The sequence below is a fragment of the Streptomyces sp. NPDC102278 genome (genome assembly GCF_044766345.1).
Lineage (GTDB): Bacteria > Actinomycetota > Actinomycetes > Streptomycetales > Streptomycetaceae > Streptomyces.
The window spans coordinates 125,911-148,285 of record NZ_JBIWLV010000010.1; the positions used below are offsets into that span (position 1 = coordinate 125,911).

The 22,375-nt window shown below is 70.8% G+C and carries 18 protein-coding genes; 7 read left to right on the forward strand and 11 right to left on the reverse strand.

The features are described 5' to 3' along the window. Positions 1–31: 31 nt before the first annotated feature. From ACIRO3_RS23845 to ACIRO3_RS23865, 5 genes are all read right to left on the reverse strand, one after another. On the reverse strand, positions 32–2,059 hold the full coding sequence (locus ACIRO3_RS23845) for a HelD family protein (RefSeq protein ID WP_404139931.1): 2,028 nt from the start codon (positions 2,057–2,059) through the stop codon (positions 32–34). A gap of 499 nt (positions 2,060–2,558) precedes the next feature. Continuing rightward, complete coding sequence (locus ACIRO3_RS23850; RefSeq protein WP_404139934.1) at positions 2,559–3,173, reverse strand: DUF3995 domain-containing protein; 615 nt, start codon at positions 3,171–3,173, stop codon at positions 2,559–2,561. 305 nt (positions 3,174–3,478) lie between these two features. Then, a complete protein-coding gene (locus ACIRO3_RS23855; RefSeq protein WP_404140294.1) occupies positions 3,479–4,429 on the reverse strand; it encodes a CehA/McbA family metallohydrolase in 951 nt (316 codons plus the stop codon). A gap of 86 nt (positions 4,430–4,515) precedes the next feature. After that, positions 4,516–4,659 (reverse strand): hypothetical protein, encoded by a 144-nt coding sequence (locus tag ACIRO3_RS23860; protein WP_404139937.1) that lies wholly within the window; start codon positions 4,657–4,659, stop codon positions 4,516–4,518. Positions 4,660–4,688: 29 nt separating this feature from the next. Beyond that, the gene (locus tag ACIRO3_RS23865; protein ID WP_404139939.1) at positions 4,689–6,239 is read right to left on the reverse strand and encodes an MFS transporter; all 1,551 of its coding nucleotides are present in this window, start codon (positions 6,237–6,239) and stop codon (positions 4,689–4,691) included. A gap of 537 nt (positions 6,240–6,776) precedes the next feature. On the opposite strand from ACIRO3_RS23865, the gene ACIRO3_RS23870 reads away from it, so the two are divergent. Continuing rightward, positions 6,777–8,180, forward strand: coding sequence for a hypothetical protein (locus tag ACIRO3_RS23870; RefSeq protein WP_404139942.1), 1,404 nt, complete (start codon positions 6,777–6,779; stop codon positions 8,178–8,180). A gap of 167 nt (positions 8,181–8,347) precedes the next feature. Here the strand turns inward: ACIRO3_RS23870 and ACIRO3_RS23875 are convergent, their stop codons facing one another. The 3 genes from ACIRO3_RS23875 to ACIRO3_RS23885 all read right to left on the reverse strand — a co-directional run bounded on the left by ACIRO3_RS23875 (position 8,348) and on the right by ACIRO3_RS23885 (position 10,300). Next, complete coding sequence (locus ACIRO3_RS23875; protein ID WP_404139945.1) at positions 8,348–8,686, reverse strand: protease inhibitor I42 family protein; 339 nt, start codon at positions 8,684–8,686, stop codon at positions 8,348–8,350. A gap of 298 nt (positions 8,687–8,984) precedes the next feature. After that, the gene (locus ACIRO3_RS23880) at positions 8,985–9,524 is read right to left on the reverse strand and encodes a DUF1203 domain-containing protein (protein WP_404139948.1); all 540 of its coding nucleotides are present in this window, start codon (positions 9,522–9,524) and stop codon (positions 8,985–8,987) included. Between the two features lie 152 nt (positions 9,525–9,676). Continuing rightward, positions 9,677–10,300 carry a hypothetical protein gene (locus ACIRO3_RS23885; protein ID WP_404139950.1) on the reverse strand — a complete coding sequence of 208 codons (624 nt, stop codon included), beginning with the start codon at positions 10,298–10,300 and terminating at the stop codon, positions 9,677–9,679. A gap of 449 nt (positions 10,301–10,749) precedes the next feature. On the opposite strand from ACIRO3_RS23885, the gene ACIRO3_RS23890 reads away from it, so the two are divergent. The 3 genes from ACIRO3_RS23890 to ACIRO3_RS23900 all read left to right on the forward strand — a co-directional run bounded on the left by ACIRO3_RS23890 (position 10,750) and on the right by ACIRO3_RS23900 (position 15,200). Beyond that, positions 10,750–11,259, forward strand: coding sequence for a hypothetical protein (locus ACIRO3_RS23890; protein ID WP_404139953.1), 510 nt, complete (start codon positions 10,750–10,752; stop codon positions 11,257–11,259). A 39-nt stretch (positions 11,260–11,298) separates the two neighbouring features. Further along, positions 11,299–14,634, forward strand: a complete 3,336-nt coding sequence (locus ACIRO3_RS23895) for a tetratricopeptide repeat protein (RefSeq protein ID WP_404139956.1) — start codon at positions 11,299–11,301, stop codon at positions 14,632–14,634. Between the two features lie 131 nt (positions 14,635–14,765). Then, complete coding sequence (locus tag ACIRO3_RS23900) at positions 14,766–15,200, forward strand: VOC family protein (protein ID WP_404139958.1); 435 nt, start codon at positions 14,766–14,768, stop codon at positions 15,198–15,200. 10 nt (positions 15,201–15,210) lie between these two features. Here ACIRO3_RS23900 and ACIRO3_RS23905 read toward each other — a convergent pair whose 3' ends face one another. Further along, on the reverse strand, positions 15,211–16,218 hold the full coding sequence (locus ACIRO3_RS23905; RefSeq protein ID WP_404139961.1) for a terpene cyclase: 1,008 nt from the start codon (positions 16,216–16,218) through the stop codon (positions 15,211–15,213). 459 nt (positions 16,219–16,677) lie between these two features. Between ACIRO3_RS23905 and ACIRO3_RS23910 the strand changes: the two genes are divergently transcribed. Further along, positions 16,678–17,373, forward strand: a complete 696-nt coding sequence (locus ACIRO3_RS23910; RefSeq protein ID WP_404139963.1) for a DUF4328 domain-containing protein — start codon at positions 16,678–16,680, stop codon at positions 17,371–17,373. A gap of 204 nt (positions 17,374–17,577) precedes the next feature. On the opposite strand, the gene ACIRO3_RS23915 is transcribed toward ACIRO3_RS23910, so the two are convergent. Beyond that, entirely contained in the window at positions 17,578–18,228 is a 651-nt protein-coding gene (locus ACIRO3_RS23915) for a TetR/AcrR family transcriptional regulator (protein ID WP_404139966.1), read from the reverse strand. A gap of 120 nt (positions 18,229–18,348) precedes the next feature. Between ACIRO3_RS23915 and ACIRO3_RS23920 the strand changes: the two genes are divergently transcribed. Both ACIRO3_RS23920 and ACIRO3_RS23925 read left to right on the forward strand, forming a co-directional pair. Further along, positions 18,349–19,047: a hypothetical protein gene (locus tag ACIRO3_RS23920; RefSeq protein WP_404139969.1), complete on the forward strand. Its 699-nt coding sequence runs from the start codon at positions 18,349–18,351 to the stop codon at positions 19,045–19,047. Between the two features lie 79 nt (positions 19,048–19,126). Then, positions 19,127–20,803 carry an oleate hydratase gene (locus tag ACIRO3_RS23925; RefSeq protein ID WP_404139972.1) on the forward strand — a complete coding sequence of 559 codons (1,677 nt, stop codon included), beginning with the start codon at positions 19,127–19,129 and terminating at the stop codon, positions 20,801–20,803. Positions 20,804–20,837: 34 nt separating this feature from the next. On the opposite strand, the gene ACIRO3_RS23930 is transcribed toward ACIRO3_RS23925, so the two are convergent. Then, positions 20,838–22,301: an SGNH/GDSL hydrolase family protein gene (locus ACIRO3_RS23930; protein ID WP_404139975.1), complete on the reverse strand. Its 1,464-nt coding sequence runs from the start codon at positions 22,299–22,301 to the stop codon at positions 20,838–20,840. Positions 22,302–22,375 lie beyond the last annotated feature (74 nt).

Consider the following 22,375-nt stretch of genomic DNA (forward strand, 5'->3'; position numbering starts at 1 on the left):
CGCCCACGATGGCGACGCCGGCGCCTGGTCGTCAGGCGGGCTGGACGGTGACGGTGCAGAGGCGCTTGGTGGCCCGGGTCAGGGCCACGTACAAGTCCCTTTCCCCACCGGGCCGGGCGGTGATGATTTCCTCGGGGTTCATGACGAGGACCCCGTCGAACTCCAGGCCGCGTGCTTCGGACGCCGGCACGATGCGTGCGTGGTGGGCGATGCCCTGGTCCGTCAGCTCGCTCACCCTGGCGTCCGCGCAGATCACTCCCAGAAACTCGTCCGGGTGCGCGGTGCTCTGGGCGCGGAGTTCGTTCACTACGGCGGTGAGCAATCCGGCCGCAGGTGTGATCACGGTGCGAGGGCTGTCACCGTTTCGCAGTGACCTTGTGGGCTTCTGGTCCGGAGCGATCCGCGCGAGCAGGTCCCGGACGCTCTCCAGGATCTCCTGCGTGGTGCGGTAGCTCACCGTCAGGTGGTGCAGTGTGAACCGCGGTCCGACGTGGGGGCTCAGGGCTTCCTTCCAGTCGCGTGCCGTCGCGACCGGGCCTGCCTGGGCGAAGTCACCCACCAGCGTCATCGCCCGTGCCGGGCAGCGGCGGACGATCATCCGCCACTGCATGGCGGTCAGTTCCTGCGCCTCGTCGACGACGACGTGCCCGTACGTCCGCTCGGGAGGGCCGTCGACCAGGCTCGCCGCCTCGTCCAGCAACGGCACATCGGCATCGGTCCACGGGTCGCCCGGACCGCGCAGCAGAAGGGACCGCTCCTGCGCGGTCAGTCGGGGCAGGAGCTCGGCGAGAGCGTCGGCGTCCGTCAGGAGCGCCTTCACGAGGTCACCGGGTACCAGCCGCGGCCACAATGCCTCGACCGCTCGGTCGACGCCGGGATCGTCGAGGAGATCGGCTCGGATGGCGTCCAGGTCCAGCTCGTGGGCCGGTCCCGGGTCGGCCGCACCTTCGACACGGTGCTGGGCGGCTCCCGTGAACCGGTCGAGGTTGATGCCCGTCATCGTCTCGGAATCGGCGTCGATCCGCTCCAGGAGATCGCCCATGTCTCGTTGCATCGCGTCGGTGACGGCGTCGACCAGGAGCTCCCTGAACACCTGGCGCGCGGGGTTGTGGCCGGGTACGGCTGCCACGGCGGCGTCGCGTGCCGTGGCGACTTCCTCGCCGGACAGGTGAACCGGTTCCTGTCCGATCCGCACCGTGAAGTCACCTGCGGGGGCTTGGTGGACGCGCAACAGCCCGGCCAAGGCGTCGGCGAGGTCGGAGCTGCCCTTGAGACGCGCTGTAACGAAGGGGTCCACCGAGTGCGTGGACACTCCGGCCAGTTCCCGGCAGGTCGTCAGAACGACGTCGTTCTCTCCGAGCGAGGGAAGGACCTGGGAGATGTAGTCGAGGAACCGGGCGTTCGGGCCCACCACCAGGACGCCCTCCTCCGCGGCGCGCGGGAACGCGTACAGGACATAGGCCGCCCGGTGCAGGGCGACCACCGTCTTGCCGGTGCCGGGGCCGCCCTGCACCACGGTCACCCCGCGGTGGGCGGAACGGACGATCTCGTCCTGCTCGGCCTGCAACGTCGCGACGGCCGCGTGCATCCTGCCCGTACGCCGTGCCGACAGAGCCTCGGTCAACGGCCCGTCCCCCACGACGTCCTCGTCGGTCGGGGCGGTCCCGTCCAGCAGTTCGTCGCTCACCGAGACGACCGTCCGCTCCTCCAGGCGCAGGTGCCGGCGCCGGCGCAGGTCCATCGGGTGGACCGGTGTCGCCTCGTAGAAGGGCCGCGCCGCGTGCGCGCGCCAGTCCACGAGCAGCGGCAGGTCGTCCTCCTCCGTGTGCAGTCCGAGCCGCCCGATGCGCAGGGTCGTGCCGTCCGTCCGGTCGATGCGCCCGAACACCAGCCCCTTTTCGGCACCCTCCAGCCGGCCGATGTCCTTGGCCAGACGCTCGGCGGCCATTTCTCTCTCGTATGCCTCACCGACGCTTTCCGCCGGGGCCTTCAGCACACGCGCTCGGTGTACTCGTGCCTCGGAAAGCCGCTCGGTGAGCAACTCGTACAGGGAGGACACGTAATCCCGCTCCAATGCAACTGCACGCGCAGCGAGATCCTTCATTTTCGACAACGGGGCTCCTTTGATTCGAGCCACACCGTACGGCCAAATTTCCCTGAAGGTAAGTCTTGACTTACCTGGTGCGCCATGACCTTACGTCGTGGCCCTACCTCATGGCCGTACCTCATGGCCGTACCTCATGGCCTTACCTCATGGCCCTGCGGCTGAATCCATGACGCCTTATCGCATTGACGTGTCACGCATTCCGCCGTTCCGCATATCCGACCGCTATCGCTCACTGCGCTCTGCATTCCGCCGCCTGCCTTATGGCGAGCCGGCCAGCCGGCCAGCCGGCCACCCTTGAATGCCAGTGATCTTTCGCCGCGGTCGGGAAAAGCTTTCCGAAGGCGCGCCGATTCAGCCCGGTGAACGGGGCTGTCCATGACGGTTCCGACGCCGCAATCACACCGCCATCCCACGATCATTTCACCCGTGACCGGCAACTGCGTGGTAGCCGTCAACCAATCCCGGTGACCACCGAAGCCAAAGACAGGAGCAACGCGCCCAGCGCCCCCGCAGAGCCATAAAGCCTCACCTCACGCCGGCCATCGTGGCGGCGGACATAGCGCGTGGCAGCGGCGGCAAAGGCCAGGCCACCGGCGATGAACCACGGCCCCCACAGGTAGAGGTACCAGCGGTTCAACCCGACCAGATCAGGCGCCACAGCGCGCGCCCCAGCCTCAACCAACACTCCGTGGATCACGAACTGACATCCATGCCAGACGAGCAGCACTGTCGCGCCGCCGCCACAGAGCACCATCAATCGACCGGTCCACTTTCCGCGACGGCGCGTCAAACCGATACCGATCAGCACTCCGAAGAGCTTCAGGAAACCGGTCACCCACAAGACTGCCAGGAACCACGTCACCCGGTCATGAGCAAGCTTCACCAGCGGAGGAGCCACCGTCGCCTGCACACCGAAGGTGCCTCCCGACGCCCAGACGAAGCTGGGTACCGCGAACAGGAACCCCCATGCCGCGACGGTGAACCCGGGCCACCTGCCCAAATGGAGGCGGAGCGCCCAGCTCGGGGGCGGAGGGACTGCATCGTCCGAAGCATGCTTGATCGTCACCACTCCACCGTCGCTGAACCTCTACGAGAGGGCGTCGTCCTCGCGAACGATCACGCTCCCCCGCGCGGGGGAGCCACCTTTGATCGCGCCGGCGACTGACGGGCAGCAACAACTCGAAACGCCGACCCGGCAGTTCCGACGTATCGAGAACGGTCAGGGCGGTGGCCCGCGGGTCCACCCGCCCGCGTGCGGAACGTCGGCGGCTGTGGTGTGGCCAGGCCGGAGGCCCGCGGCTCAGGAAGCAGCCGGGGCCGATCGACCGCCGGCCCGCCCCGGCCGGCTCCTCCGCGAGGCGACGTCTGGCGCTATGGCCCAGTGATAGCGGCCGTGGCGGCAGTGGCGGTGGGCAGGTCCCCCAGGTGGATCGGGTTGCTCCACGCCCGTCCCCCGTCGGCGTCCTCGACGGTGACCCGGCAGTACCCCTGGCCGAACATCGCGACGGGCAGGGAGCATTCGGTCAGCCCTTCGCCCTCCACCACCTGCAGGCCCGGTGCGCCACCGGTGAGCAGGATCTTGCGGGCGGGCGAACAGCGCACCGTGATCCGGCCGTCGTCGAGGCGGACGTCGTACAGCTCGGGGCCGGTGCTGGAATAGTAGTGACCGGCCTTGAGGGCGGCGAGGAGGGCGTCCGGGTCGAGGGTTTCGGCGCGTACCTGGACCCAGGCCACGCACCCCGGCGGGTCCTGGGGTTGGAAGTGCGCGTCGTCGGCGGCGTAGGCGTTCAGCCGGTGCCCGCGGTTGAGCAGCACGTCCGTCAGGTGCCAGCTGTCGCCGCGGTGCTCACGATCCGCGAGCGCGTTGTAGACCTCGACGGCGTGCGCGGCGTCCAGGGACTCGGCGTCGTCCGTGGTCAGCAGCGAGGCCGCCGGGTGTGCCATGCCGACGAACGCACCCGCCGCCCGCGCCCGACGCGCCAACTCCGGCCCGCTCTCCTCGGGCTCGGGCGGCGTGAAGCCCAGGGGCAGCCCCACCGCGACGATGTGCCACTTCGGCCCCGCCTCCGTACGCGGGGCGTGCAACTCGGCGCCGAGCAGCGTGGTGAACCCGGGCGTGCGCAGCGCCCGGGTATCCGTCAGCGGGAACCCGTACTCGACGCGAAAGTGATCGGTGATGGCCAGGAAGTCATAACCGGCGTCCCGGTAGCGGCTTGCGACCTCCGCCGGTGACAACGCCCCGTCGGACTCGTCCGAATGGGTGTGCAGGTTGCCACGCCAGAACCGCCCGGCCTGATCGAACGGCAGGTCCAACACGAGCATCCCCCGCACACGACGACAGTAAGTAACCCCGAGTCTAGGAGGCCTCGACAACGACCGGGTCCGTTACCGCGCCCGGTCCGTTTCCCTCAGCCGGCCGCCGCCTTCAGGATGCGCTCGCTGACGGCCGCCTTGTCGAGGTAACGGTGGACGCCGTGCGGCTGGAGGGCCCCGTTGCTCCCGTAACCGTACGAGCGCGAGCGGCGCGCCCGCGTGCCTCCGGTGCAGGTCATCGCCCGCCGACCCGCTGACGCCCGACCTCTCAGGCTCCCGGTCCGCTCGGCCCCTCGTCGGCGGCGCCGGTGGCGGCGGTGGCGGGCGTGGCGGAGTCCTCGGTGTAGTAGCGGCGCAGGAGTTCCCGCTCGGCGTCCCGGTGCGGGTACATGAAGAAGATCAGCAGCGCACCCAGGGCGATCGCGATCAAACCGACGGTGTACGCCCAGTCGTCGCCGTGGAGGAACGACTGGCGTGCTGCCGCGACGATCTGGTGAGCGTACTCGGGGTGCTGCTCGGCGACCTGCCCGGCGGAGGCGAACGACTTCGTCAGCTCGCTCTGGACCTGGTCCGACACGTCCTTGCTCTCGGGGGAAGCGGCGATCGCCGCGCCGAAGGCCGAGGCGTAGCCGGCGATGAGGAGCACGCCCATGACGGACTGCATGATGGCTCCGCCGAGGTCCCGTTGCAGGTCCGCGGTGCCCGAGGCCATGCCGGCCCGTCGCACGGGCACCGATCCGGTCAGCGAGTGCGATGCGGGCGTCCCGGCGAGGCCGGCGCCGATGCCGATGAAGACGTAGGCGAGGCCGATCTGCCAGTAGCTGCTGTCCTCGTCCCAGAACAGCAGCATCCAGGCGAAGGCGAGGAAGAGGAACGCGTAGCCGCTCAGCAGGGTCACACGGGCGCCGCGTGTCTCGACCAGCTTCGCGGACCGGGGTGCCACGAGCACCATCATCACGACGAGGGGGAGGATGGCGGCGCCGGCTTCGACGGCGTCGTACTCGAGCACGTTCTGCAGGTACTGCATGCTGATGAACGCCGAGCCCATCATGGAGCCGAACACGATGATTCCCGCGCACGCGGCGACCCAGAACGTACGCCGGCCGGCGATGTGGAGGTCGTACAGCGGGTTGCGAGCGCGGCGTTGGCGCCAGACGAACGCCGCCCCGGCGGTGAGGGCGACCGCGAGGAGGCCGACGGCCAGTGCCCCCTGGTTGGGGACGACGGCGAAGTTGATCCCCAGCACCAGTCCCGCGACCAGGAGGACGGACAGGATGCCGCCGAGGTTGTCCACCGGTTCGGCCGACTCGTTGGCGTGCGCGGGGACGAACAGCAGGGCCATGACCAGCGCGACCACGGCGAGGGGCAGGGTCACGAGGAAGACCGACCCCCAGTAGAAGCGTTGGAGCAGCGCGCCCGCGATCACCGGCCCGAGCATGGAGATGCCGCCGCCCAGGGCCGACCACAGCGCGATCGACTTCGTCCGTCCCGGCCCCGCCCACAGGGCGGTGATCAGCGCCAGGGTGGTCGGGTAGGCCATGCCGGCCGAGACTCCGCCGAGGATCCGAGCCGGCACGAGGACGGTGTCGTTCGGCGCGTACGCGGCGAGCAGGCAGGCGGGAATGGACAGGGCGATGCCGAGGAGCAGCAGCAGCTTGCGCCCGTGGCGGTCGCCGACCGCACCCAGGTAGAGCACCGATGCGGCCAGGCCGAGGGAGTACCCCACGGCGACGAGGTTCAGCCCGGTCTGGGAGGAGTCGAAGGCCTTCCCGATCGCGGGCAGCGCCACGTTGGCCACCGACAGGTTCAAGTTGGCCACCGCGGCAACGGTGATCAGGGACGCCAGAACGAGCGGCGCCCGCGCCGGGGCCTCACGTGGAACGTCGGTGCGGGGCGCGCCGTTTTGCGACATGGAACCTCCGGGGCGAAGTTGGGCTTCGCGAGAGTCTTGCCTGATGCACCGTGCCGCACATCGCCCCATTGGGATGACACGCCCGATGACACGACCAATGGCAGGCCCGATGACACGACCAGTGGCACGACCAATGGCAGGCCCGATGGCAGGCCCGATGACACGCCTGATGGCACGCCTGATGGCACGCCCACCGTCGCTGACGCGGTCCGCCCGCCCTCAGGCGTGCGGCGGCGCCCCCAGGCGTGCGGCGGCGGGCCGCGCGCAAGTCGGCAGCGGCTGCGCGCTGTCCCACGACGTTGTCACCGGACCGAAGTGCTTGGCTGGAAAGCGCTCTGCGAGGTGGGGCGGAGGGCCGTGGCGGGCAGACTGACCGGGAATGCACGGGGGAACCGGCGTAGGGGCGTGCGGGATGGGCATACGGGGGCGCGTGGCGGTGATTCGGTGACGGATTATCACATCAAGTATCTGCCGATCGGGACTCTGCCCGAAGACGGTGTCGGCACCTGGTCCGTGACCCGGGACGGCGTCACCTCCCGGTCCGTGTTCGGAGCCGGTGTCGCCTCCTGGGCTGTAGCCGACGCCGAACGGTGGCGGAAGGCGGCGGTCCCGACCGTTGCCGCCCCGGCCGTGGGCGGTTGGGTCCTCGCCGTCCTGGTGGCGGCGGCGTACGTCCTGCTGTTCGGGCTCTCGTCCACGTCCGCGGCCTGGCACAGCGGCCCCGGGGACGGGACGGACTGGCGGAGGTATCCGGGGCTGATCCTGCTGACCGCCCTGCCGCTCTGGTACCGGTACGTCCCGGTCGCGGCCATACCGGCGGCCGTGTTCGTCGCCGGGGAGGTAGTTCTGACCCTGGCCCGGTCGGGCGACGTGGACCCTCCGGCGAGGGCCGGTTGGCTGGTCGTCCTCGCCGCCTGCGCCGTCGGCTTCACGGGAAGCTGTTGGCGGCTGCGGGCCCGACGCCGACAGCGGGCCCTGGCCCTCGCCGCTGCGGGCGGGCGCCGCTTCCCGCTGCCTGACGGCACCCCGGAGTCGGACGGCCACCGCGGACACCGGCACTTCTACCTCGGGCTGGCGCTCTGCCTGGTCGCCGCAGCCATCCTCATCGACGGCCTGTTCGGGGGACCGACCACGTCCGCCGTCGCCTACGACGCCATCGGGCAACAGCGCATCGTTCTGGTGCTCCTCGTGGCCGGTACGACCTTCTACGGGCGGGGCCTGCTCGCCTACCGGGCGGCCTCGCGCTTGCACGGGCAGTCACAGCCGGCCCTGATCGTGGGCGTACGCGCCGGGGCGGACGGGCGCCACTGGGTGTGCGCGGACGCCCGCACCCGCTCGGCCGCGCCCCTGATCGCGTACGTTCCCCGCAAAAGCGACACCCGCACCAGGACGCGGCTTCTGGGCAGCGGCTCGGCGCTCGGAGCGGGGAACGGGCACCACGACATCGACCCTACGCACGAACCCTTCGAAGCGGTCCTGTACGGCACTCTCGCGGAGGGCGACGAGGTCGTCCTCGAATACGCCTGTGCCGAATACGACCGCCCCGAGCAGATGGGCCGGATGTACGCGGCCGTGACCACTGCTCCGCTCCGCCCGGACCGCCGCCACGGGCTGGGGCCGTGGGAACCGGCGGACGGCGACGCCCGTCAGCGCGAGCGGCTCCGCGAGGACCGGGAAAGGACGGACCGCTACCAGGAGGCGCAGCGCAAAGCGGAGAAGCGCCGCAGGAACGCACCGCGCGGCTCGTCGACCCGGGGGCGCGGGAGCGGCTCCGGCAACCGGTACAACGGGGGCGGCTGCGGATCCGGGTGTGGGTCGAGCTGCGGGTCGGGCTGCGGGGGCGACTGAGCCCTCACCGGCAACCGATCAGGGTCCACGGCCGGCGCCCGGACACCCTCCGCCGGGTCTCCCGACCGCCGAACAGACGCACGCAGCGGGACCCGGCCGTCTGAAGCGATCGCTCGGGGGCCGGGCCGGCTGTGGGGCTCGTACCTCGGCGTGCAGCGGAGCTCGCGCTAGCGCACCGTGATGCGGGCCGTGAAGGTGTCAGCCGGGTCCGGGTGACCGCCCATCTCCCCAGGCCGCCGGTAGGTGAAGGGCACCACCGTGGTTCCCGTTTCTTTCGCGGTGAAGGTGAACACGAAAGCCCCTGCCAGTCCGGGCCCCGCTTCGCCTTCAAAGCCACTGCCGGTGAGATCGAGTACCCCCGCGTCGTGTGTGTCTGCGGTCCACGCGCAGCCGGTGGCGGGATTCCCCTCCAGTTGGATGGTCAGTGTGGTGCCCCGGGGGATCACCACCTCGCTCTGGCCGCCGCGGAGCCCTTCGACGGTCTTCGTCGTGCCCTGGTCACTCATATCCGCTCCTGTCAGTACGGCTCTACGGCTCTACGGCTCTCGCGCCGCTCAAGCATCTCCCAGTACAGAACGCCTTTCCGGCGCCGCTCCAGGTATGCCCGCCTCGGGCACACCGGTTGCCTTTCGAGCACCGCCGCGCCCGGGGCGCTCGTTGTACGGGCCGAACGCGGTTTCGTGCGTGGTGAAGCTCTCTGACTGCTGGGCGCCGCCGCGTTCGGGGTCGCGTTCGGCCCGTGTTCCCGCCGGTCGTGGCTTTCTTCCGGGCGAAACCCATGGCGCGGCGGCTCCGTCCTGCGTCTCAGGCGGGTACACCGGTTTCCGTGCCGCCCGGGGCTGTGGGGCGTCGCGCCTCGAAGTGGAAGCATCCGTACTCCAGTGCCCTGACGTGTACGAGCTGCACGTCCGGATCGTGGAAGGCGTCGTCGAAGGCCGCGTCGAAGCCTGCCGTGGCGTCAGTCGGAATCTCCAGCAGGCGGCCACCCGCGATACGGCCCCGTGCGTCGTAGCGACGCACGGTACGCAGTGCGCCCGGCCGGTCGAGGGGGTAGGTCTCGCCGGGGGTGAAGCCGCCGCAGTCGTCGGCGTGGATGAAGACGGGGCCCTGTTCGTCGTACGCACCCGGATCGGCCCCCCTGGCAGCGGCCCAGCGACGCAACGGGGCGTACGAGACGAGAGCGATCCGCTCGCCCAGCGTGATGGGGCGCAGGCAGCAGCGCAGCGGGGAGCCGGCGTCGTCGCGGGTAGCGATGTACGGGGCGCAGGGACGGCCCGCATCGTCGGCGACCCGCAGTTCCTCCAACACGGCTGCGGCAACGGGGAGCACGGTGTACTTGGTCATGTGTTCAGGCTGGCTCGACGCGCGGGTGCCTGCCGGCAGGAAACGGACGTCACGCGCGCTGCGGGCAGGACCGCCAGTTCGTCACCGTAACGCTGTCGAGCGCGGCATGGTCGACTGCGGCGTAGTCGATCGCGGCGGCAGGACCGTCGCCGTCAGTCCAGGGTGAGCTGGAAGTACGCCGTCTCCCGGAAGCCGGCGGCCGGCGGGTCGACTTCCACCGTCATCGGGACTCCCTTCATCGTCGGCTTGATCCGGACCGGAATCCTGCGCTTCTTGTCGGCGCCCAACGCCGGCATGAGGGCGGCGCCGGACTCCCGCTGGTTCAACCAGTTCAGGCTGTATCCGGAGGTGTGGTCATCGAGCGACTTGCCCGCGCGGACGACCAGTGGTGCGGGGCCGTACTCGGACACCCCGTCATCCGACGAGTCCCCGCCGAGGCGGAGCTCCTCGTCGGTGTCGTTCTCATAGGTCACGGTGAGGCTGTAGGTGCCGTCGGACTCCGGGCGCGGCGGGCTGACGGTCACCTTCAGGCCGTCCTCGTACCGGGCGGTCGCGCCGGGGCCGAGTGGGTCCGCTACGTATCCGGAGGGGCCGCTCTGCTCCAGCTGACCGTAGCCGTCGAGGCCCTTCTCGAACTCGGCCAGTGCCCAAGCCCCCGCGATGACAAGGACGGTGAGGACGACGACGGCGATCGCGCAGCCGCTGAACCATCGGGGCGTGTCCGTGGTGGGGGTGTTGTCAGTGGCGGTATCGGTGGGGGCCGGGTTCGTGTCCATGCAGGTCACGATAGGGAGCGACCGGCGCGCGGAGCATGAGCGGGCGTACTCAAAGGCCGCCTGAGTAGCCTCGTACGCGGACGTCTTGCCCGACTGGGCACGGCAGCAGCGGACCCGAGCTGACCTTGCCGGACCGGCAGCCCTGTCCACCCTCGTCTCCTCGTCTCCACCCCCTGCTTCCGCTAGCGCCGTTGTGGCCGCCCGGTCAAGCGGGACGCCGGCGCCGGCTCCGTCGCGCAGAAGCGGGCCAGGCAGGGACCTGCTTATGCCGCGGATGGACGGAACCCAGGCGACCCGGCGGCTGAGTGCGGCGCGTCTGGCGGGATGCCGGCGCCGGCGCCGGCATCCGGGACGGTGGCTCTCCCCACATCGCATGGTTCGGGCCCCATCCGCCGGGCGGGGGCGGTACGTTGCGGCTGACCGCGTCGAGTCGAACTGTGGGGTGGGCTGTGCTGGTCGAAGCGTTGGCCGCGGTGGCGGCGGCAGGCGGTGGTGCGGTGGTGCAGGCCGCCGGGACCGATGCGTGGCTCGTGGTGCGTGAGCGCGCCGCGGCCCTCCTGGGACGTGGCGACACCGCTCGGGGCCGCGCCGAACTGGAGCGACTGGACCGGACCGCGCGAGCCCTGGAGCCGGCGGCCGCCGGGGATCCTGAGCAGGAGCGGGCGCGGCAGGAAGGGGAGTGGCGGGCACGCTTCGAGATGCTGCTGGAGTCCTTGGACGCCCGGGAACAGGAGCGGGCGGCGCGGGAGTTGAGCACGTTGGTCTCGTACGTCGCCGACGCGGCCGGCGATGTCGCCGTCGCGACGGGAAGGGCCGTGGCGAGCGGTGGCGGCAGCGCGGTGACCGGGGTGAAGCGTGCGGGCGAGGACGGACGGTCGGCGCGGGCGGTGAACACCGGCGACGCGCAGGCCACGGGCGCGGGTTCCAGCGCCGTCAGCGGCATAGTGCACGACCAGTGACCTGAGTCGCGATTCGGTGGCAGTGGGTGGGGGGACGGCATGGCGAAGTGGCACTGGGGCAGGCGACGCGACACGGGCAAGGGCACGGTGGCGCGGAGCGCCCTCGGCGGCGTCACACCCGCGGCGCCCGTCGATCCCGTGCAGCAGGTGTCGGCGAGTGGCAACGCGACCGCGACGAACGGCGGTATCGCCGTCACGGGCATCTACAACGACCATTCCACCGTGGTCCTGCCGCCGGAGGCGGTGGTCCCGGCGGGCGGTGTCAGGTCCCGGCCGGGTCTCGACAACCTGCCCTACCGGCCCGGCCGCTTCGTCGGCCGTATCGCCGAACTCGACCGCCTGGACGCCGCCATGGCCGGGCACCCCGGACACCCGGGGCGTCCCGGCGTGGCGCTGTTACAGGCCGTGCACGGACTGGGCGGGGTCGGCAAGAGCGCCCTGGCCGCTCACTGGGCGGCCACCCGGGCCGGCGCGCTCGGTCTGACGCCGATCCGCTGGATCACCGCGGACAGTCCGGCCGGCGTCGAGCAGGGCCTCGCCGCTTTGGGGATGGCCCTCCAGCCTGCCGCGTCCAAGGTGATGACCGTGGAGGCGCTGGTCGAGAACGGGAAGGAGTGGTTGGCCACGCACACCGGTTGGCTGCTCGTCCTGGACAACGTCAACGACCCCGCCGACATAGCCGAACTGCTGGCGCGCGCGCCCGCCGGCCGCTTCCTGGTCACCAGCAGGCTCGCCACCGTGTGGAACGACGCCACCACCGTCATTCGGTTGGACGTCCTCGACCCGTCCGAGTCCCTCGCCCTCCTCACGGGCATCGTGACCGGCGGTGGCCCACGCGACATGGCGGGAGCGGACGAACTGTGCGCCGAACTGGGACACCTGCCCCTGGCCGTCGAGCAGGCCGCCGCCTTTCTCGCCCAGAACCCCCTGCTGACGCCGCGCTCGTACCTGGACCTGCTGCGGGACGACCCCGCCGCGATGCTCGGGCGGGGCGCCGTGGGTGTGACCGACGCCGAGCGCACCGTCGCCCGTACGTGGCGCGTGGCACTGGACCGCATCGCCGAACGACAGCCCCTGGCCTCCGAGGTGCTGCGGATCCTGGCCTGGTACGCCCCCGACAGGATTCCCGTCGGGCTCCTCGACGGGGTGGCCGAACCGGCCGAGCTCGCGGACGCCATCGGCACCCTGAACGCCTACAGCATGGTGAAGGTCGACGCCGGGAGCCGTTCCCTGGCCGTACACCGCCTCGTCCAGTCACTCGCCCGGACGCCCGACGCCGACGACCCGCACCGTACGCCCGACCTCGTCCAGGAGGCCCGCTCGTACGCGACCGCCTCCCTGCTCGCGGCGGTCCAGCCGTGCCAGTGGCAGGATCCCGCCACGTGGCCGACGGGGCACGTCATGCTCCCGCACATGGACGCCGTGGCCCGCCACACGGCGCCCGGAGCCGACACGACCAGGACGGCGAGGCTCCTCAACCACGCCGGGGTGTTCCTCCTCAGCCAGGGGCTGGCGGCCCGCGCCGCGACACACCTGCGGCGAGCCCTCGCCCACCACGAACGGACGCTGGGGCCCGACCACCTCGACACGGTCGCCTGCCGTCACAACCTGGCCGGTGCCTACGAGGAAGGCGACGACCTGAAGCGCGCCATTCCGCTCTACGAGCGGGCCTTGGAGGACGCGGAACGCACCCTGGGCGAAAGGCACCCCCTCACCCTCGCCGCCCGCAACAACCTCGCCGACGCCCACCGTGCTGCCGGCAGCACGGACCTGGCTCTCGACCTGCTGGAACAGAACGTCGCCCTGGGCCTGCTGAAGGGCACGGACGAACTCAGCACCCTCGCCGGCATCACCAACTTCGCCCGGGCGCAGCAGGCCGCGGGCAATCTCGACGAGGCCGTCCGCCTGCTCGAAGGGAACATCGACGCCTGCGTACGCGAACTCGGCGAAGACCACCACCTCACCCTCGTCACCCGCCACAACCTGACGGCCGCCCGTCTGGCGGCGGGCTTGCGGCTCCCCACCACGGAACTGTTCGGGCAGGACCTCCACGACATGGAACGGGTCCTGGGCGAGGACCACCCCGACACCGTCCTCGCCCGCGGAGACCTGGCGCACGCCCACAAGGAGGCCGGCGACCTCGACCGGGCCCTCCCGATGTTCGAACGGACGCTGCGGGACATGGAGCGCCTCCACGGTGCGAACCACCGCAGGACCCGAGCCGTCCGCGTGGCGCTCTCCCTCGCCTACCGGGAGGCGGGCGACATCGGCAGTGCCCACTCCCTGGCCGCTCGGAAACCGGGCGAGCCAGACAGGTCGGGCGAGCCGGGTGGGCGGGGCGATGCCGGGTCCACCGGCGGGCCGCGTCCCACGGAGGAAGGGCACTCCGACGCTCCTGGTACGGGCCTTCTCGGAACCAGCCCTCTCGGAACCGATACGCGCAGTGCCGATACGCGCAGCGCCGACATCGGCTACGCATTCCTCCAGGCCGACGACCCGGAAGGCGCCATGCCCCTGTTGGCACAGGCCTACCACGACAGTCGGGAGCTGAGCGGTGAGGAGCACCGGAACACCCTCACCACCCGCCACAACCTGGCGGTGGCCCACCTGATGAGGAACGACCCGGGGCCGGCCATCCCGCTGTTCCAGCAGAACCTCCGGCTCCGGGAGCAAACCCTGGGCGAGGACCACCCCGACACGCTCACCACCCTCAGGCACCTCGCCGATGCCCACCGGCTGGCCGGCCACTTCGACCGGGCCGTCCACCTGTACGACAGGACCTTCCAGGGGCGTACCCGGGCTCTCGGCCCCGATCACACCGACACCCTCGCCGCCCTCAACCTCCTCGCGTGCAGCCTGCTGCTCCTCGGCCTGCCGAAGGAGGCGGTCCCGCTCTGCCAACAGGCGCTGCACGGGCTGGAGATCGCGCTCGGCCCCTCCCATCCCGACGTCCTCACCACCCGGAACCAGCTCGCGCAGGCGCACCAGGACGCCGGGGACGTCCAGCGGGCGATCCCGCTCTACGAGGACAACCTCACCGCATGCGCGCGTACCCTCGGCGAGGACCACCCACACACCCTCACCGCGCGCCACAACCTGGCCGTCGCCCACGCGGCGACGAGGAACTACGACCGGGCACTGGCCCTGCTCGATGCGAACCTCCCGCACCAGGAACGGGTGCACGGGGCGGGCCACCCCGACAGCCTCACCACCCGCATGAACATCGCCGCCACCTACCACGTGTTGGGGAGGCGCAAGGAAGCCCTCCGCCTGTACAAGCGGACCCTCGACTCCTGCATCAGGGCTCTCGGGATCACTCACCCCCTCACCCTCACGGTCCACGCCCAGCGGCGTTCCGCCCGGCGTAGAACCTGACCTGGCCGGCGTGCGTACGCAGGACGGTGCGCCGAGAGGCGTGGGCAGGAGCAGGGGAATGCATGCACCACGACCCGGCCAGGGGACGGCCCCGTGGCGACGGCGTGGAAATCCGCGCCTACGATGGGCCGATGGCATCGATCAAGCAGTTCCAAATCACCTTCGACTGCGCGGAACCCGAGCGCGTCGCTCGTTTCTGGTGTGAGGTGTTGGGGTACGTCGTACCGCCGCCCCCGGAGGGATGTGCCACGTGGGACGATTACAATGCCGCACTGCCCCCGGAGCAGCGGGGTTCGGCGTTCGCCGTCGTCGACCCCTCCGGTGTGGGACCGCGCATGTACTTCCAGCGCGTGCCCGAGGGCAAGGTCGTCAAGAATCGGCTGCACCTGTGCGTGCGGGTCGGCACCGGGCTCGTGGGTGAGGAGCGCCTGGCCGCCCTTGAGGCCGAGTGCGCGCGACTGATCCCGCTCGGCGCGACTCGCTTTCGACTGCTGCTCGCCGATGAGGACAACGAGTCGTGCCTCGTGATGCAGGACGTGGAGGGCAACGAGTTCTGTCTCGACTGATCGGCGCCCGTCAGGCGCCCAGGACCTTGTCGAAGTAGCCGGGACCGGTGTGCGGCCGGACGTGGGATGCGCCCGTGTAGCGGTGGGTCCGGGTCTGCCAGGCGTGGTATCCGCTGATCCATCCGGCCATGAGGTCGACGTACGTGTTCACGGCGGCCGTCTCCGGGCCGGTCAGACCCAGCTGCGCGCACAAGGCCGGTACCTGGCAGGCGAGTTCGCGGAACCGCTGCACGCGCCGGTGGACTTCCGTGCGGGCTTCGGTGAGGGCTTCCTGGCGGGAGCAGCGACGGCTGTGCTCGATCACCAGGATGAGGTTGTCCATGTCGCCGCGCGCTTCCTCCTTCTCCAGGGAGTAGACGTCGTTGCACATGAACGTGATGTCGGTGGCGGCCTGGCGCATGATCCGCAGTTGCGGAGCGTGGAAAGCGGCCGGCGGGACGTGGATCCCGGCGGCCCGCTCGCCGAGGGACAGTGGCAGGTCGGTGCCGGCGATGCCGCGCCGCACCTGGAGGTAGGTCTCCATGTCGCTCGGGGTTTCGCGGAGCCGGCCGATCGCCTCGTGGGCCTGGGCGGCGAAGTAGTACTCCCACTCGTGCGCGGACCGCGCGATCCATCCGGGGTGGGCGCCGTCGATGCCGCGCGCCCAGATGTCGGCGAACGCCGTCGAGCACGCGTCCCCACCGGCGGGCGGGGTGGCGCCGTGAACGATGTCGATCAGCCGCCGGCACACCCGGGCCGTCCCGGCGGGGTCCCGACCCAGCGAGCCGTCGAACTGGTCGTCGAACACGAAGAAGAACCCCATCGCGTCCGCGCACAGATCCAGCGCGGCGCCCCGGGCGTGGGGGAACCCCCAGGCTGCCAAGCGCGGCATGTCCCACGACGCGTACCACTCCAGTGACCTCCCCTCCCCCACCAGGCCCATGCGCCGCACCCACTGAAGGTTGTGCGCCCGCGTCCCTTCGAGGTCCGGGCTGAGAGCACGGGGGAAGGGGAGGTCGAACTCAACGTCCTGCGGCACCGGTTCCTCCAGGGGCGCACCACCGACGGTCCGTGCCGGGTGCGGGTCGGCTTCCACGATCTCGCGGCCACCGGACGTGTTCCGAGACGCCTACCGGCCGACCGGCGGCCGGAAGTGGCCGGAATCGGCCGCAAGGCGGCGGTCGGGCTCGTCGTCAGTCGTCCACCGCTTGGTGGAGCGTGGTCCAGAAGTCGTGGGCGACGACGTAGCAACGGCGTGGCACCGGCGCGGCAACGACGCGGCCATCGTGGACGGTGCGCGCCGGAAGCGACGGCCGGGACGGACGAGACGGACAGGACTGACGAGCCGGACAGGACGGATGGGACCGGGGTCGGGGCCGGGCCTCCGGTTACCCGGACCAGGGGATTCCCCATGGACGGACGGCCCTGCTCTGGCGTACTTTCCCCCTGCACGCTCATCCGCGGGCAATTTCCGTTTCCTTGCCCGTGGGGGTCCCTCATGTCCACTTCCGGCGTTCTCCGACCGCGCCCGCCGATAGCCGTACGGGCACCCGGTACTTCGCGGGGTCTGCTCGTGGGGGTGTGCGTCCTGCTGGCCGTCGTCGCGGTCACGGACCTCTTCTCCCTCTCCATCGACGCCCGACTGCGCTCCGACGTGCAGGGGGACGGGGGCTTCGCCTACGTCTCCCAGGACCGGCTGGACGAGGCCCACCACATGTTCCTGGTCCACGACCAGATCCACGTGGCCGCTCTCGTGGCCTGTGCGGCCGCCTTCATCACCTGGTTCCACCGGATGCGCCGCAACGCCGGCGCACTGGCCCCGGACCAGTTCGGGAAGGGGCCGGGCTGGGCGATCGGCGCCTGGTTCGTGCCCGTGGCCTGCCTCTGGATGCCGTACCGCATCGCCGTCGACGTGTGGAGCGCCGGCGCCCGGGTGAAGCCGTCCACAGCTGCCGACCGCGCCTCCTTCTGGCCGGTGAACCTCTGGTGGGGCTCCTTCATCGGCTCGGTGCTGCTCGCCCGGTACGCGAACCTGCGCTACCAGCGGGCCGAGGAGCTCGACCAACTCCTCGACGCGGTGAACCTCGCGACGGCGGCAGCGGCTTTGAACATCGCCGCGGCGGCCGCGGCGGCGTACTTCGCCGTCCGGCTGACGCGCATGCTCAACGAGGCCGCGGGCGCCGGCAGCCGCTGACCACTCAGGCCGAACGTGCCCGCCCGTGACGGCAACCGGTCACCCGTCGCCACCCGTCGCCACCCGTCGCCGAGCCCTGAGGACGACGTACCACCACTGCGGACGCCGGGTCGGCCTTCGGGCTCCGACGCCAACAGCCGTGCGTCGGAGAACCCTTGAAGCTACCCCGCCCGGGGGGAGGTGGCGTCGGGCGGGGTGTTTCGCTCAGGTGCCCGCGGTGCGGGGGCGGTCTGGGGTGAGGAGGTAAGCGGTGGCCATGTCGCCGAGTTCGTCCGCGTACCGGCGTCTGGCCGCTTCGCCGGTGACGGGGTCGGGGCGTACGGAATTGTGGAAGCAGGCGCCGAGGACGGCGCGGGCCGCGGTGTCCAGTGCCGCCTGCGGGTCGGCGCGCCGGATCTGGTCGACGTAGGGCGCCGCCGCTTCGAGCAGGAGGCGGTGGATCTCGGTGATGGTGCGGGCCCCGCGGTCCAGCGACCTGGTTCCCCGCACGCGCAGCAGTTCGGGGAAGAGGTTGCTGCTGTCCGCGAAGGACTGCAGCAGGGCGTGCGCGTAGGCGTCCATGACGCCCGGAAGTGACGGCTCGGCGGCGCCGAGTTTCCGGGCGACGTACTCCTCGCGCCGTTCCAGCATCCGCTCGGTCAGGGCGGTGATCAGCTGTTCTTTGTCCTCGAAGCGGCGGTAGATCGTGCCGACCGCGACGCCGGCGCGTTCCGCGACGCCGGTCATCGTCATCTCGTCCAGGCCGGCCGAAGAGGCGATCTCCTCGGCCGCCTGGAGCACGCGGGCCAGGGTCGCGGCGCTGCGCGCCTGGCGGGGAGCCCGGTAGGGCGCTGGACGGTCGGGCTCCTCGATCATGTCCCGCATCGTAACGGCGGCGGTCCCGGCAGGTCCCTTTGACAAGTGGTGCACCCCTCCGGGTAACCTCATAACGTGAATGTGAATTCGGATTCACATCCTACCGGAGGTGGTTCCACCATGACCGATCAGCAGACTCCCCCGCCCGTCACCGTGACGCTCGCCTCGGGGCCCACCGGCGTCGGGAGCATCGACGACTTCGAGCTGTTCTACGCCCGCCGGGCCCTGGACCGCTTCCGGACGCGACTGGGACGCCAGGGACTGCTCGACCTCCTGGCCGCGGACATCGAGGAGGGCAACGCCTTCCTGCGGCAGAGCGCGCTCGCCTCCGACGGCGGCTTCACGGCCGGCACGACGGTGCTCGCCACGCGGGGCCTCACCTCGGGCGCGTTCCTGGCCTGGATGGAGAGGGCCTTCGCGGGCGACGAGGCCGCACTCCTCGCGGCGCACCCCGAGCACTACGTGATGGCGCCCGGCGCCGACGGATCCTTCAACGTGGTGGAGAACATCGGCCCCCACGTCTGCTCCTTCTTCATGGGCGGCTGGGGGACGGACGCGATGGCCTGGGCCGCGGACGCGGCCGAGCTCCTCCCGGAGTCGGAGTTTCCGCACAAGATGTCCTCGAACCTCTTCCTGGCCGACGGCACGGTCGTCGGGCGCGCGCTGACCCAGTTCGGTGACACCGCCGACGGGTTCACCGCGAGCCTGACGGTCTACGTGCCCACCTCGTGCCCGCAGGACGTCCTGGAGCACCACTTGCGGCACTACGCCGTCGAGTTCAGGAACTGGATCATCGCCGCCGCCGCGGCCGGCGTCTGACGTCTGCGGCCTGACGTCGGGCGGCTTCCCCGGACGAACGCCGGCCCGGCCTCCCTCGAACGAAGGGGGTCGGTCGGCGATGAACGAAGGGGGTCGGTCGGCGATCCGGGCATGCAATTCCCCCACTTTCCGGCGCATATGCGATAAAAAGTTCAGGTTTCCTCGCACCCGCCGAAAGGACTTGGACATGGCGAAGGCGTATCTGGTGGGCAGCGGGGTGGCATCGCTGTCGGCGGCGGCGTTCCTGATCCGTGAGGGCGAGTTCGCGGGGGCCGACATCGTGATCCTGGAGGAGCAGGACCGCAACGGCGGCAGTCTGGACGCGGCGGGCTCCCCGGAGACCGGGTACACGATGCGCGGCGGGCGCATGTTCGAGATCCACTTCGAGTGCACCTACGACCTGCTCGGCTCGATCCCCTCGCTGGACGACCCGTCGAAGTCGGTCACCGAGGACACGTTCGCCTTCCACGAGGACTTCGCCTGGGACGACCGCGCGCGCCTCGTCGACTCCTCCGGCAGGGTCCTCCCCTCCCACGACATGGGGTTCTCCGAGCGGGACCGGCTGGAGCTGATCACGTGCTCGGCCACGCCGGAGAAGGAGCTGGACGGGAAGCGGATCACCGACTGCTTCAGCCCCGGCTTCTTCGAGACGAACTTCTGGTGGATGTGGTGCACCACGTTCGCTTTCGAGCCGTGGCACAGTGCGATCGAGTTCCGCCGCTATCTGAACCGGTTCATCCATCTGTTCAAGACGTTCGACTCCATGTCGGGCATCTACCGGACGCGCTTCAACCAGTACGACTCGATCGTGCGCCCGATGGTGAAGTGGCTCACCGATCAGGGCGTCACCATCCTGCAGGAGACCACGGTCACGGACCTGGGGCTGGTCGACGGCGAGGCGCTGACCGTGGAGTCGATCACGTGGACCCGCAGCGGTCGGGAGGAGACCGTTCCCGTCGCTCCCGAGGACCTGGTGATGGTCACCAACGGTTCCATGACCGCGAGTTCCACCACCGGCACCACCGACACGGCCCCCGTCCTGGACACCTCCGACGCCGGCGGCGCCTGGCGCCTGTGGGAGAAGCTCGCGGCCAAGCGGCAGGGGCTCGGCAACCCGAAGGTGTTCGACTCCTCCATCGCCGACTCCACCTGGGAATCCTTCACGGTCACCACCAAGGACCCCACCTTCTTCAAGCTGATGGAGGAGTTCTCCGGCAGTGAAGCCGGCAAGGGCGGCCTGATCACCTTCAAGGACTCCAACTGGCTGCTGACCATCGTCCTCAACCACCAACCGCACTTCCGCGAGCAGCCCGAGGACACCTTCGTGTGGTGGGGCTACGCCCTCTTCCCCGACAAGGAGGGCGAGCACGTGGGGAAACCGATGCGCGAGTGCAGCGGTCGGGAGATCCTTCGCGAAGTGATCGGGCACCTGCCGTTCGGCGGGGCCGGGGAGCGGATCGTGGAGAACTCGATCGTGATCCCGGCCCTGATGCCGTACATCACCAGCCAGTTCCTGGTCCGCAGCCTCGGTGACCGGCCCCGGGTCGTCCCTCCGGGTTCCACCAACCTCGCCTTCATCGGCCAGTACGCGGAAGTCCCCGACGACGTGGTCTTCACCGTCGAGTACTCCGTGCGGACCGCCTGGACCGCCGTGGCCACCCTCCTCGATCTCGACAAGCGGCCCCCGCCCGTCTACAAGGGCCGCCATGACCCGAGGGTCCTGGTCGAAGCCCTGCGGACCATGCACCGCCACTGACGGGCACGGCACGTGCGGGACTCGGTGGGACGGCCTACAGGGAGTCCAGGTCCACCGCGTCCGCCATCGCCCGGTACCCGGCGTCGTTCGGGTGGAGTCCGTCCCCACTGTCGTACGCGGGAAGCAGCCGCCCGGGGTTCAGCGGGTCCGCGAGAACGCGGTCGAAGTCCACGACGGCGTCGTACCGGCCACTGGTGCGGATCCACTGGTTGAGCGCGGTGCGGGTCTCGGCGGGAGTCCCGCTCTCCATGCCCTTGCCGGGCGGAAGTGTCGCGCCCACGACGGTGATCCCCCGGGCGCGGGCCGCACGGATCAGCGCGCTGTGGCCCTCGATCAACTCGGCCGCGGTCACCCGCCGGTTCGTGGTGGTGCAGGCGTTCGCCGGGGTCTCGCCCATGAGGATGTCGTTGGTGCCCTCCAGCACGATCACGGTGCCCACGCGGATCTGGTCGAGCACATCGTGCCGGAACCTGGTCGTGGCCTTCTCTCCGAAACACGCGGAGTCGCTCAGCACCCGGTTGCCGCCGATGCCCGCGTTGAGGACCGGACGGGGTCGGCCCTCGGCCGCCAACCGCCGGGAGAGCTGGTCGGGGTAACGGTTGTCGGCTCCGGGGGTCGACGCGGCCCCGTCGGTGAGGGAGTCGCCGAGGGCGACGACCGTGTCCCTCCGCGCTCCCGCGGGTTTCCCGGCCACGTCCACGCCTTCGAGGAAGTACCAGGACGCGCTCTTCTGCGCGAACGCGTCCGCGCTCACGTCCGCGCGGTGGTCGCCGTCGGCCCGGTACGTGGTCTCCATGGCCACGTTGTGGAAGGTGGCCGGGCCCGAGGGACCGACGAAGAACAAGGTGACGGCGAGCCGGTCACCCGCCTTCACCGGCAGCTGGACCGGGTCGCTGGTCGGCCGGTCCCCGGGCCGGATCGAGGGGGAGGCGGACCCGCCGAAGGTCAGCGCGCGGACGGTACCGGGCCGGACGGCGGCGCCCCCGGCCGACACGCCGACGGTGGCGCCGGTCAGCCGGAGCGGCGTCGTGCCGAAGGCGTGCGACAGGCGGACGCGCAGCTCGGTGCCGTCCGCGCCGACGCGCACGGTCTGCCGTACGGTCTGGTGGTCGAAGCCGGCCTCCGCCCAGGTCGGGTACCAGCTCTGGGAAGGACTCTGTACGGCCGTTGCCCAGCCGGGGGTCCAGCGGTGCGCCCCCGCGGAGGCCGAAGCCGGGTACGCGGGGGCCGGGTGCGCGGAGGCCGGCGCGGGGGCCGCGGCGGCGATCAGGAGAGCCGCCGAGGCGGCGGCGATCAGGGGCGCGCGGTACGCCCTGCCCGCCTTGCCGGGAATCCACCCGGGGGGCGTGAGCCGGCTCTTGCCCGTGTCCGCGGGCAGGTGCGGGTGAGGCCGGCCCGGCCTCGGCACGACGTGCCTCCCGAGCAGTCCGGTGCCTCGGCTGCCTTCGGTGCCTTCGGTGCCTTCGGTGCCTTCGGTGACGCGTATCGACTCGGTCATGGCTTCTCCCTCGTACGGGCGGGTCAGTGCGGCTTTCACTGCTCTGACCCGCCACGACGAAGGAATGTGACAGC